Origin of the sequence: Bifidobacterium tibiigranuli, assembly GCF_022655035.1 — a bacterium.
GTDB classification, from domain to species: Bacteria; Actinomycetota; Actinomycetes; order Actinomycetales; family Bifidobacteriaceae; genus Bifidobacterium; species Bifidobacterium tibiigranuli_A.
This window is the reverse complement of sequence record NZ_JALCUA010000001.1, coordinates 392,414-405,533: the sequence shown is the minus strand read 5'-3', so window position 1 is coordinate 405,533 and position 13,120 is coordinate 392,414. Positions and strand designations below refer to the sequence as shown.

The window sequence follows — 13,120 nt, the reverse complement described above, 5'->3', positions numbered from 1 at the left end:
GATGTTCCGAATACCACGGCTCGCACGTCGGCGTTCAACTGCGGCCTCGGCGACATTTGCCGCTTCGCGCGATAAGCCTTCAGATGGCAAATTCGCCGATGGCGTGTCTTCGCATCGCAGGCCGGCCAGCAAACCCGCCGCAAGCAACCCTTCGACCGGCGGTTCCTCGCCCTACGCCGAGCTTTTCACTGTCCCCGGGTCGAAGGCCTTTTGCCTTTCCGGTGCCGTGGCGCGACTGCCGATGTCCATGATGAGCCTGGGCATCGTGCTGGCGCTGAACCATCTGCATGGCAACTGGACGACTGCCGGCACGATGAGCGCGGCCTATATTCTGGCGCTCGCAGCCGTCACGCCGCTCTATGCGCGGCTGTTCGACCGTTTCGGACAGCGGCGCGTCGGACGTGTCGCGCTGGTGCTGCAGGTTATCGCGATGCTGGTCTTCGCATTCGCGGCCTTGTTGCGCGTGCCGATTGCGCTGCTGTTCGCGTTGGCTGTGCTGATGGGGCTGACCCAGTTCTCCTTCGGCGCGCTGGTGCGCACCCGCTGGGCGTACGCGTTGCGCGGGCCAGCCAATGCGAAGAGGCTCAACACCGCCTACGCCCTGGAATCCGCCATCGACGAGATGGTGTTCATCTTGGGGCCGATTCTGGCAGCCTTCCTGGCGACTTCCGTGCACCCGGTTTCGCAGCTTTTCGTACCCACGCTCGCCTGTGGAATCGGCGGTGCGGTGTTCTTCTCGCTCAAGGGCACGCAGCCGTCGGTCGTGGAGATGGTCGAGGTCACTGCCGCTTCGCATGATGACGTCGACGTACGCGACGCGATGAGCAATGGCGGAGTCGGGAACGCTGACGTTGACAACACCGCTGCGGCAATCACTGTCGCAAACGGCACTGTCGCAACGGCCGCTGCTGCGGAAAACGCCGCAGCAAAGAACGCCACCGAATCAGCCGAGTTCAGCATCCACCAGCTGCATCGGCACGGCCCCAGGCCTAAAAGCGTGCTGCTGTATCAGGGCATTCTCCCTCTGCTGCTGGTGTTCGTGACCTTCAACATGAGCTTCAGCGCCTTCGATGTTTCGGTGACGGCCATGATGAAGGCGATGGGCAGGGAGCAGCTGCTCGGCCTGCAGCTGGCCATGTTCGCGGTCGGCTCGTGCGTCGGCGGGCTGATTTTCGGCGTCAAGGAGTTGAAGGGCTCGAACTGGCGGCATATGGTCGAGTTTCTGACCCTGCTCACGCTTGGATACGTGCTGATCCGCTTCGCCATGGGCAATCTGATCCTGCTCGGCTTCCTGTCGGTGCTTTCGGGATTGTGCGTCGCGCCGGTGTTCGCCACCGGCAACTTGATCGTCAAGAACACCGTACCGTCGCGCTCGCTGACTGAAGGCCTGTCGTGGATCACCACGGCTGGGCAGGTCGGCGCTTCGCTGGGGTCGACATTCGGCGGCATCGTGCTCGACGTCGCCGATTACCATACCGGCATGCTGTTGCCCTGCGCCACGACCTTCGTGACCTTGGTGCTGGCGGTTATGGGCTGGACGCTGGCGCGGCGACGCGCGGCGAAGGCACAGGCGTGAACGGGTGCAAGAAGAGCGCTGACTCACGCTCAGCGTACGTTTTCTGTATCGAAACAGCCCTGTGAATCGGAAAACGTACGATAACGTCAGCTCAGCGTACGTTTTCCGATACGGCCCTCGTGAGCATGACATAGAACGTACGCTGAAAGCCGTCAGCGGCATACGGTCCAGTAGTATACAAGAGTACGTAGGTAGTTACAGGAATTGCGTTCGCGGCTGCGAACGGCATGTGGAAAGTGTGAACGGATGATCAGAGTCGCAGTGGTAGGCGCGAAGGGACGCATGGGGGCCAGCGTGGTGCAGGCGGTGAACGACGCGAGCGACATGCAGCTTTCGCACACCATCGACCACGGACAGGATCCCGCGCAGATCAATTCAGGCAATACGGATGTCGCAGTCGAATTCACCATTCCTTCGGCTTCGCTGGGCAATGTGCTGACACTGGTCGCGCATGGCGTCGATGTCGTGGTTGGCACCACCGGCTGGGATGACGACAAGCTTGAGCAGGTGCGTCAGGCCTTGGCGAACGCGCCCCGCGCGGACCAGTCCGTGTTCATCGCGCCGAATTTCGCGATATCTGCCGTGCTGGCCGACCACTTTGCTGCACAGGCCGCGCGGTATTTCGAATCGGTCGAGGTCGTCGAGCTGCATCATCCCGACAAGATCGACGCGCCTTCGGGCACCGCCATCCACACTGCGCAGGCCATCGCCGCGTCCCGTCGCGAGGCGGGGCTCGGCCCCATGCCCGACGGCACGGTGACTGACGGCGGTTCGCGCGGCCAGGTGGTCGACGGAGTGCATGTGCATGCCGTGCGTCTGCGCGGCCTGAACGCGCATGAGGAGATTCTGCTGGGCAACGCGGGGGAGCAGCTGGTCATCCGCGCCGACAGCTTCGACCGCGGATCCTTCATGCAGGGCGTGCTGCTTGCCGTGCGCAAGCTGCGCGATGGCGGCTACCCGGGGCTGAACGTCGGCCTCGACACCTTCCTCGACCTTTAAATGCCGGCAGCTGTAGGTACAGACACATCCGTCATTCGCCGCCGGTCATCTGCGTCATGGCCTCATCCGATTCGTTGACGATATCCTCCATAGCCTTGCGTGCCGCGATCCCGTCGCCCTTGCGGATGAAGGCGGCGACATCGGTGTGCCGGCGCAGAGCATCAGCGTTTGCAATGCTCGGCATGAGCTGATGCTCGGTGCGTCCTTCGAGCGTGGCGACGATGATGCCGTCCAGCGCCGCGAACATCCGATTGCCGGTTGCCGTGAGCAAGGTGCGATGGAACATGATGTCGGCCTGCAAATATTCGGATTCGTTGGCATGATTCGAATAGGCGACCATGTCCATAGTCGCCTGCGTGAGTCGTGCCCAGTCGCTCGGAGTCGCATTCTGCGCGGCCAGGAATGCCGCGGCCGGCTCCACCGCCACACGCAGCTGCGACAGCTCGTGCAAGGTGGCGAGCCGCTCCGGCCCCTTGAGTCGCCAGCGGATGATCTGCCGGTCATAAGGATTCCACTGGGCTGATGGAGTGACGATCGCGCCGGTTTTGCGCCGGACGTTCACCATGCCCTTTGACTCCAAAACGCGGGTCACCTCGCGGGTGACGGTGCGTGACGGCACGCCGAGTTCCGCGCTTGGCTGCGGCAGCCGTTCGCCGGCCCCGATGCGCCCTGCGGCGATATCCGATCCCCATTCCTCAAGCAGTCGGTCGTGCAGGCTGGCCTCGTCCTGCGCAGCAGACGAAGCATTGATATGGCTGCCCGCTGCAGCTTCGGTCGAGTACCTATCCGTCATGCCTTCAAGTATGGCGCAGATAACAGAAAACACTGCGTGTCTCGCGTTGCGTAAACATGCAATATGCGTATATATTATCCTTATGGCATACAAAACAACGTTGTTTGCCGGTATATAACATATCAATACGTTTATTCATGAGTGCTCGAAGAAGAGGTAACGGATGAATACTGTGCTTGCTGCTGCAGTGACTGCTGCACCGCATCTGAATACAACGCAACTGGGCGTGAGCGTGATCGCCAGCATTATCGTGCTGATACTGCTGGTCACCGTAGCCAAGCTGCATCCTTTCGTATCCTTGATTCTGGCCGGCCTTGTCGTCGGCATCGGATCGGGATACGGGCCTGTTAACACCATCACCAGTTTCAGTACGTCCTTCGGTTCGACGATGGCCAGCGTCGGCATCCTCATCGGACTGGGTGCAATGCTCGGCCGCGTGCTGATGGACACCGGGGCGGCCGACAGCATCGTCGACACCTTGGTATCGCGCTCCTCGAAGGCGATGATTCCCTGGACGATGGCGGTTATCGGCGCGCTTATCGGCCTGCCGATGTTCTTTGAAGTCGGTCTGGTCATGCTGGTTCCAGTTATCGTGCTTGTCACGCGCCGCACCGGTCTGCCGCTGATGAAGGTGGCCATTCCCACCCTGGCCGGTCTGTCGGTTATGCACGCATGCGTTCCGCCGCACCCCGGCCCGCTGGCGGCGCTGAGCTGCTTCAAGGACAATCCCAGCGTCGGCATCACCATGCTGTTCGGCATTCCGATCGCCATTCTGACCGTCGTCATCGTTGGCCCGGCCTTCGCTGCTATCTCCGCGAAGTGGGTGCCGGTCGGCGCCCCGGCGAACTTCGCCGAGTCCAAGGAGGATCGCGGCGCGGACGGTCGCGCCTTGCCTTCTTTCGGCCTGTCCGTGCTGTGCATCCTGCTGCCCGCCGTCCTGATGCTGATTAACGCGATCTGTGAGATTGCGACACCCAAGGCATATGCGTCCCAAGTCATGTGGACGCAAATCGTGAGTTTCCTGGGCAAGCCGGAGCTGGCGCTGCTCATCGCCGTGCTGTTCTCCATGATTGCGCTCGGTTCGGTTGGTCACATCCCGTTCAAGAAGATCAACGAATCGCTCGGGGCTGCATTGCCTCCGGTCGCAGGCATTCTGCTGATCGTCGGCGGAGGCGGCGGATATAAGGGCGTGCTTGTCGACACTGGCATCGGCACGATGATTGGCGGCTTCGTAGAGCATTCGCATATCTCGATTCTGCTGCTCGGCTGGCTCATCGCCGTATTCGTGCGCGTGGCGACCGGCTCGGCCACCGTCTCCATCATGACGACCGCCGGCATCCTCGGCCCGGTCATGGATTCCATGGGCGCATCTCCGGCTGCGGTTTCGCTGCTGGTGCTCGCCATCGGCGCCGGCTCTATCTTCCTTTCGCATGTCAACGACGCCGGCTTCTGGTTGGTCAAGGAATACTTCAACCTCGATGTCGGCCAGACCTTCAAGACCTGGTCCGTGTTGGAATGCCTGCTGTCGGTAGTCGTGCTGGCGCTGGTGCTCATCGCGAGCATCTTTGTGCCGATCGGCATATAGCTAGCTAGTGCAGCAGATATGAAAATATGAGATAAGTAACAGCTCGATACGCACCGTGCGCAACAATTCACGACGATAATCAGCAATATGCAAGAAACGGAGAACGCTCATGAGCGAGCATGAGACACTGACCATGACACGCGATGACACCGAGTCGATCACAGGGTCAGTCACCGACGACGTCATCGACGAGGTCATTGAGAACACCATCCCCGACGGCTATCTGCGCGGTGCTGCGCCGATTCTCGTCGTGATGGGGGTGTGCGGCTGCGGCAAGACCTCCGTCGCCACAGCCATCGCCGAACGGCAGGGCTGGGACAGCGCGGAGGCCGACGACTTCCACCCGCAGGCCAATATCGACAAGATGGCGGCGGGCATCCCGCTCACCGACGAGGACCGCTGGGGCTGGCTCGACAAGCTCGCGGCATGGATTCGCGAGCATGTCGACAACGGCAAGCCGGGAGTGGTGACCTGCTCGGCGCTGAAAAAGGTCTACCGCGACAAGTTGCGCCTGCCCGGCGTCATCTTCGTGTATCTCAGCGGCGACTATGACACGGTTATGGAGCTGCTTGCGCACCGCAGCGGTCATTTCATGAAGCCGGCGATGCTCGATTCGCAATTTGCGATCCTTGAACCGCCGAGCGCTGATGAGGTGCATCTGACCCTTGACCTCAGCAAGCATCTGAGTGTCGAGCAGGAAACCCAGGCCGTCCTCGACGCGCTGGGAGCCTGATTACATCAACCCACAATCTAGGCTGCGCGCAACACAGCGCAGCGGACACCAATATCTCCATAGGAAACCTTAAGGAAAGGAATCTCATGAAAATCGGCATGATAGGACTGGGCCGCATGGGCGGCAATATGGTCGCCAGACTGAAAAACGGCGGCCACGACGTCGTCGGCTTCGACATGTCCCCGGAGTCGGGCCGCGACGTGGACTCGCTGGAAGCACTGGTCGCCGCGCTCGACGCGCCGCGCGCCATCTGGATCATGGTGCCCGCCGGCAAGCCCACCGACAGCACCGTCGACCAGCTCGCGCAGCTGCTCGAACCCGGCGACCTCGTAATCGACGGTGGCAACACCCGATATCGCGAGGATCAGCGCCACGCCAAGGAATTGGAGCAGCATGGCATTCATTTCATGGATGTCGGCACTTCGGGCGGCGTCTGGGGCCGCACCGAAGGCTATGCGCTGATGGCAGGCGGCGCTGCCGAAGACTACGAACGCATCAAGCCGGTGCTGGAAACTCTGAAACCGCAAGGTGACAGCGGTCTGGTGCACGCTGGACCGGTCGGCGCGGGGCACTACGTCAAGATGATTCACAACGGCATCGAATACGGCATGATGCAGGCTCTGGGCGAGGGCTACGCGATGATGGAGGCCAGCGAACTGGTCGACAATCCGCGCGACGTATGCGATTCCTGGCGCGAAGGCTCGGTCGTACGCTCCTGGCTGCTCGATCTGCTGGTGCGTGCGCTGGACGATGACAAGGATCTGGAGCATATCGCAGGACGTGCGCAGGAGACCGGCGAGGCCAAGTGGATGATCGAGGACGGTCTGAACCTCGGCGTGCCGCTGCCCGTGACCGCCGCCTCGCTGTTCGCCCGCCAGAACTCGCAGCTTGACGATCCGATGACCATGAAAGTGGTGGCGGCTCTGCGCAACCAGTTCGGCGGCCACGCAGTCGACAAGGCCTAGCTGTTCGCCCCAGCTACCAGCACAATCTGAACAGTCCGAACAATCCGTTCCTCGTACTTTTGTCACGCAAAGTGCTCGGTTTGCGTGACAAAAGTACGAGAAGAAGGTGTTTCAAAGGTTTTCGCCGTTCTGGAACGGCCATTGCGTCCCGCCCGCGAAGTACCGTGGGCATTATGAGTGACGGTTCCATGCATCTTCTTGACCCGGCGCCATTTGGGCGCATTCTTCCCGCAATGGTTACCCCTATGACAGCCGACGGCTCCATCGATTTCGATGCGGCGCAACGCCTTGCCAGACAACTGGTAAGCGACGGCGCCGACGGCCTGGTCGTCAACGGGACCACGGGCGAATCGCCGGTGACGCATATGGATGAGAAGGTCGATCTGGTCAAGGCCGTCAAGGACGTCGTGGATGTTCCGGTGATCTCCGGGGCTGGTTCGAACGACACGATTCACACCGTGCGCATGGCCGAACAGACGCAGGAGGCGGGTGCCGATGCGGTGCTCGTCGTCGCGCCGTACTATTCGCGGCCTTCGCAGGAGGGCATTTTCCGCCATTATCAGGCGGTGAACGCTTCGGCTGACAAGCCCATCATCATCTACGACGTCCCGGGCCGCACCGGCGTGCACATCCAGCTGGAAACCTACCGGCGTTTGGCCGAGCTGGATCACATCAAGGCCGTCAAGGACGCCACGGGCGATATCGCTGGCGCGGTGCGCAAGCGCATCGAGACCGGGCTGACGTGGTATTCGGGCGATGACGGGCTGTTCCTGCCGTTCCTGTCGGTCGGCGCGGTCGGCATCATCTCGGTTATCGCGCATGCGGCCGCCGGCCCGATGCGTGACTTGGCAACGGCCTTCGACCGTGGCGACATTCACACCGCGCAGAAGCTCGCGGTGCGCCTCGCCCCGCTTGTCGAGGCCCTGAACGGCAACGGCTTCCAGGCGGTTATGGCCAAGGCTTCGCTTAAGGTGCGCGGCGTGCTCGAAGAGACGACCATGCGCCTGCCGAATGTCGGACCAGGCCCTGACGAATTCACGCGCGCCGAAAACGGCATGCGTGCTTCTGGGCTCCTGTAACGCTGCTCATCGAGGGCGCTTGGCAATGCCGAAGCGCTCAAACCGGTTGGCGGACACGGGCTTGCAAGGTTCGCACCGACCGGCGCATCAATCCTCGTCCACGCATAGGCGCGGACACTAAAAGAACAGAAATTCACTAGGATATGGACACAGAAGAACAAACAGCAACAACCACACATCGGCGCGGCAGCAAAGCTGCCAGACGGGGCAGTGAATCCGCCGTGGATTTCACAGCGGAATCTGCTGCAGAGCCCACGTCGGAACCGACGCAGGAGCGCGAATACGCGGCCGATCAGCGCGACGTCGAAGCACAGGCTTCGGAGCCTGAGGAGACGCGCGGCCGGTCCGAGCGCTCGCACAATTCACGCTCCGGAGGCAGGCGCTCGAATTCTGGGCGCTCCAACTCGAATCGTTCCAATTCCAGCCGTTCGAACTCGGGCCGTGGTGGCCAGCGCCGCAACGGGGGGCGCTCCAACGGCTCATCTCTATCGCCCCAGCAGGACGAGCATCTGATCGCTCCGCCGAAGTATCGCAAGGGCTCTATGCGCATCACGCCGCTCGGCGGCCTCGGCGAAATCGGCCGCAACATGAATGTAATCGAATACAACGGCCACATCCTGCTCGTCGACTGCGGCGTGCTCTTCCCGGAAGAGGAACAGCCCGGCGTTGACCTGATACTGCCCGATTTCGACTACATCAAGGACAAGCTCGACCAGGTCGATGGCCTGGTGCTCACCCACGGGCACGAGGATCATATCGGCGGCGTGCCGTATCTGCTCAGGCTGCGCCCGGACATCCCGCTGATAGGATCCAAGCTCACGCTCGCCTTCGTCAAGGCGAAGTGCGAGGAGCATCATCAGAACCCGACCATGGTTGAGGTCGATGGCCGCGACAAGCTCAAGGTCGGCCCCTTCAACCTCGAATTCATCGCCGTCACCCATTCGATTCCCGACGCGCTGGCCGTGCATGTGCGCACGCCTGCCGGCACGCTTATCGACACTGGCGACCTGAAGCTCGATCAGCTGCCGCTCGACCACCGCATCACCGATCTGGTGGAGTTCGGCAAGCTTGGCGAACAGGGCGTCGACCTGCTCATGATGGACTCGACCAACGCCGAGGTCCCCGGCTTCGTCAAGCCCGAAACCTCGATCGGGCCGGAGCTTGAGCGGGTCTTCTCCGAAGCCACGCGCAAGATCATCGTGGCGAGCTTCTCCAGCCACGTTCATCGCGTGCAGCAGGTCGTGGACGCCGCGCACAAAATTGGCCGCAAGGTCGTCTTCGTCGGCCGTTCGATGGTGCGCAACATGGCCATCGCCTCCGACTTGGGCTATCTGCACATCCCCGAAGGCACGGTCATCGACCTGAAGAAGGCGCATGACGTGCAGGACAACAAGATCGTCTACATGTGCACCGGTTCGCAGGGCGAGCCGATGGCCGCGCTCGGCCGCATCGCCGAGGGCACGCACCGCGACATCACCGTCAACGAGTTCGACACGGTCGTGCTGGCCAGCTCGCTCATCCCGGGCAACGAGCACGGCGTCTACAAGGTCATCAACAAGCTCGTGCAGAAGGGCGCGCGCGTCGTGAACAAGGACAGCGCCGCGATTCACGTCTCCGGACATGCCGACGAGGGCGAGCTGCTGTATCTGTACAACATCATCAAGCCCAAGTGCGCGATGCCGATTCACGGCGAGAACCGCCACTTGGTCGCCAACGGCCTGATTGCCGTCAAGACCGGTGTGAGCCCGAATAACGTCGTGCTGGCCGAGGATGGCGATGTGGTTGACCTGTACCACGGCCAGGCTGCAGTCGTCGGCTCCGTGCCGTGCGGCTACGTATACGTCGACGGCGATTCGGTCGGCGAGCTGACCGATGACGAGCTTGAGAAGCGCCGTATTCTCGGCTCCGAAGGCTTCGTCTCCTGCTTCGCCGTGGTCGATACCGACCGTTCGGACGTCGTGTCCGGGCCGAAGATCTACTTGAACGCCATGGCTGAGGACGAAAGCGATTTCGAGCAGGTGCGCCGCCAGATCATCCAGCAGCTCGAGGATGCGATGATGCAGGGCACCAAGGACACCTACAAGCTGCAGCAGATCATGCGCCGCACAATCGGCAGCTGGGTGGCTCGCCAGCTGCACCGCAAGCCCATGGTGGTGCCGGTCGTCGCCGACATCGCGCAGGACGTCGACGCTTCGGGCCGGCGCTGAGGTGTTTGTAATAAACGAATAGCAGCGGCAGCTTAGCTGTGTGCCGGTCACGATGCCGCTTACGAGTGCGGCGCAATGCGGACGAACTGCATTGCGCCGCACTCGCATAGTTGGCGCTTGGAGTCGCAAGTTACGCAATAACAGCGGCCGACGCCGATATAGTCGCACAGCCACATAGCCGCAAGGTCACACAACCGCACAGTCATATGGTCATATAGTCACACAAGGAGAACCATGCCAGGAGCAAACCTCACCCGCGTCGAAGCCGAGGAACGGGCGGGCATCGTCTCGTCCCCGATCCATTACGCCGTCGAACTCGACCTGACGAAAGGCCCGAAGACCTTCGGCTCGCGCACCACGCTGCGCTTCGACGCGACGCCGGGAGCCGAGACCTTCCTTGACATCATCGCCGACAGTATCACTGCAATCACCTTCAACGGCGAGCCGCTCGGCCCGGCTGCAGCATATGAGGACAGCCGCATAGCGCTCAAGGATTTGCACGAGCATAACGAGGTCATCGTTGAGGCGCTGTGCCGGTATTCGAACACCGGCGAGGGCCTGCACCGCAGCGTCGATCCCTCCGACGGCAACGTGTATCTCTACTCCCAGTTCGAAGTGCCGGACGCGCGACGCGTCTACGCGGTCTTCGATCAGCCTGACATCAAGGCCGTATTCGATTTCACCATGCTGGCGCCGGAAAGCTGGATCGTCACCTCGAATATGCCCGTTGCCTTGTGCGAGGCGACGGAAGGTAGCACCGCCGAAGGCACGCTGGGCGACCATGCGATTGAAGGCATCAAACGCTGGGTGTTCGAGCCGACGCCGGTAATGAGCTCCTATCTCACCGCGATCTGCGCCGGGCCGTATGCCCAGTGGCACACCGAATACGCCAACGAGGACGGCCGCACCGTGCCGATGGCGATGTATTGCCGTCAGGCGCTTAAGGATGCGCTTGGCAAGGATGTGGATTACCTCTTCGACATCACGAAGAAGGGCTTTGCCTTCTACGCTAAGACCTGGGGCGTGCCGTATCCGTATGCGAAGTTCGACCAGATCTACGTGCCGGAATACAACGCGGGCGCGATGGAGAACATCGGTATGGTCACGATCCGCGACTCCTACCTCTTCGAATCCAAGGTGTCCGACGCGCTGGTCGAACGCCGCGTGGTGACCGTGCTGCACGAGCTGGCCCACATGTGGTTCGGCGATCTGGTGACCATGAAGTGGTGGAATGACCTGTGGCTTAACGAGTCCTTCGCTGAGTTCATGTCGACGCTGGCCACTGCCGAAGCCACCGAATGGCATGATTCCTGGGCTACCTTCACCTCCGGCGAGAAGAGCTGGGCGCTGAACCAAGACCAGCTTTCGACCACGCATCCGATTGTCGCGCCGATCAACGATCTGCATGACACCGAGGTGAACTTCGACGGCATCACCTACGCCAAAGGCGCATCCGTGTTGAAGCAGCTCGTCGCCTACGTCGGCCGCGAGCAGTTCTTCACGGGCATCAACAGCTATCTGACCAAGCACCAGTACGGCAACGCGACGCTGGCCGATCTGCTCACCGAACTGGAAGCCGCCTCCGGCCGCGACCTCAAGGCGTGGAGCGCGCAATGGCTGGAACAGGCGGGTATCAATACGATTGCCGCTGAGGTGGAGACGGCCGCGGACGGCACGATTACTGCCATGACGCTCAAGCAATCCGCGCCGGCGGAGCATCCGGTGCTGCGCGCGCATCGTCTGGCGATTGGTTTCTACGACGTTGATAATGCTGATAATGCTGACGGCGGTGTTGACGGCAGCGGCACCATCGTGCGCACCGACCGTTTCGAGCTCGACGTCGACGGCGAAAGCACCGAGGTGCCGCAGGTTGTGGGCCGCAAGCGTCCGGCCTTCATCCTGGTGAACGATGACGACCTGACCTATACCAAGCTGCGCTTCGACGCGGATTCGCTTGAATTCGCCGCCGAGAACCTGTATCGCTTCGACGACGCGCTTGCCCGCGCCACGATCTGGCTGTCGCTGTGGGATATGACGCGTGACGCCGAATTCCCGGCCGAACGCTTCGCCGATCTGAGCCTGAAGATGCTCGCAACCGAGCACGAGTCGACCACCTTCCGCTATGCGCTGGCGACCCTGCGCACCACGGTGATGCACTATGTTGCCGCCGCTCGCGCCGACGAGGTCGCCCAGCATGCGGCCGCACAGCTCTGGCAGCTGGCCCATGACGCGCAGCCCGGCTCCGACGAGCAGTTCCAGCTGGTCAGCGCCTACTTGGGCTATGGCACGGAGGGCGACGCCGAGTTCGCCGCGAACGCGCAAGGTCTGCTCGATGGCTCCATCACGCTCGACGGGCTGGAAATCGACAACAATCTGCGCTGGGCCATCATCCACGCGCTGGCCGTTGCCAACCTGATCGACGAGGCCGGAATCGACGCCGAACTCGCCAAGCGCGACACCACCGAGAACCGCGAATTCGCCTACGGTGCCCGCGCCGCGCATTCCACGTCCGAGACCAAGAACTGGGCCTGGGATCAGGCGCTGGATAATGACACGCTGACCAACAGCCAGCTCGAAGAGGTCATCCGCGGCTTCGCGCAGGCGAACGCCGAGCTGGCTGAGCCGTATATCGACCGCTACTTCCAGACCGTGGACTGGATATGGAAGCACAAGACCTTCCACATGGCCGAGAATCTCATCGGCGGGCTGTACCCCTTCTACGCCGATCCGGCCAAGCTGGTGTCCGGCGGCACCCGCTGGCTCGAAACCCACGCCGACGCCGACCGCGCCTTGCGCCACATGATTAGCGCCAACGTCGAAGCCTCCCAGCGCACCCTCAACGTCCGCAAGTACAACGAGTCGTTGTAGGGCAGGACAAGACCCAGCCCCCGGGCACATGTCATGACATGCGCGGGGTAATGCGCACAAGTCGGGCGATAGCGTTGTTCAGCCGCGGAAAATAGCGGGCCGAAAACGCTATCGCCCGACTTGTGTATGAGATTCCGGGTGTGTTGCCCATTCACGATCTCTGCAGGGCTGTATGCCCGAATCAATGACATTTGTCATGCGCAACTTATGACTTCTCGTACTGCTGCTGACGCCTGTCTTTTTCTATCGTCGTAACTATTGGCATGACGCTGCGTTTTGGAATGACGCAGCATTCGGCATGCCTCGGTTTCGGCG

The 13,120-nt window shown here is 61.8% G+C and carries 9 protein-coding genes; 8 read left to right on the top strand and 1 reads right to left on the bottom strand.

Annotated elements, in window-relative coordinates; genetic code table 11:
* Position 1 precedes the first annotated feature (1 nt).
* Positions 2-1,576, top strand: coding sequence for an MFS transporter (locus tag LKK40_RS01720; RefSeq protein ID WP_304308943.1), 1,575 nt, complete (start codon positions 2-4; stop codon positions 1,574-1,576).
* Positions 1,577-1,822: 246 nt separating this feature from the next.
* A complete protein-coding gene (gene dapB / locus LKK40_RS01715; RefSeq protein WP_304308661.1) occupies positions 1,823-2,575 on the top strand; it encodes a 4-hydroxy-tetrahydrodipicolinate reductase in 753 nt (250 codons plus the stop codon).
* A 31-nt stretch (positions 2,576-2,606) separates the two neighbouring features.
* Here the strand turns inward: dapB and LKK40_RS01710 are convergent, their stop codons facing one another.
* Positions 2,607-3,368: a FadR/GntR family transcriptional regulator gene (locus tag LKK40_RS01710; protein ID WP_304308659.1), complete on the bottom strand. Its 762-nt coding sequence runs from the start codon at positions 3,366-3,368 to the stop codon at positions 2,607-2,609.
* Positions 3,369-3,531: 163 nt separating this feature from the next.
* Between LKK40_RS01710 and LKK40_RS01705 the strand changes: the two genes are divergently transcribed.
* The 6 genes from LKK40_RS01705 to pepN all read left to right on the top strand — a co-directional run bounded on the left by LKK40_RS01705 (position 3,532) and on the right by pepN (position 12,805).
* Positions 3,532-4,953: a GntP family permease gene (locus LKK40_RS01705; RefSeq protein WP_304308657.1), complete on the top strand. Its 1,422-nt coding sequence runs from the start codon at positions 3,532-3,534 to the stop codon at positions 4,951-4,953.
* A gap of 109 nt (positions 4,954-5,062) precedes the next feature.
* Positions 5,063-5,686 (top strand): gluconokinase, encoded by a 624-nt coding sequence (locus tag LKK40_RS01700; protein ID WP_304308655.1) that lies wholly within the window; start codon positions 5,063-5,065, stop codon positions 5,684-5,686.
* 86 nt (positions 5,687-5,772) lie between these two features.
* Positions 5,773-6,651, top strand: a complete 879-nt coding sequence (gnd, locus tag LKK40_RS01695; RefSeq protein WP_152581112.1) for a phosphogluconate dehydrogenase (NAD(+)-dependent, decarboxylating) — start codon at positions 5,773-5,775, stop codon at positions 6,649-6,651.
* Between the two features lie 173 nt (positions 6,652-6,824).
* Positions 6,825-7,730: a 4-hydroxy-tetrahydrodipicolinate synthase gene (dapA, locus tag LKK40_RS01690; RefSeq protein WP_152581113.1), complete on the top strand. Its 906-nt coding sequence runs from the start codon at positions 6,825-6,827 to the stop codon at positions 7,728-7,730.
* A 143-nt stretch (positions 7,731-7,873) separates the two neighbouring features.
* The gene (locus tag LKK40_RS01685; RefSeq protein ID WP_304308653.1) at positions 7,874-9,937 is read left to right on the top strand and encodes a ribonuclease J; all 2,064 of its coding nucleotides are present in this window, start codon (positions 7,874-7,876) and stop codon (positions 9,935-9,937) included.
* 234 nt (positions 9,938-10,171) lie between these two features.
* The gene (pepN, locus tag LKK40_RS01680; RefSeq protein ID WP_304308651.1) at positions 10,172-12,805 is read left to right on the top strand and encodes an aminopeptidase N; all 2,634 of its coding nucleotides are present in this window, start codon (positions 10,172-10,174) and stop codon (positions 12,803-12,805) included.
* Positions 12,806-13,120: the final 315 nt, after the last annotated feature.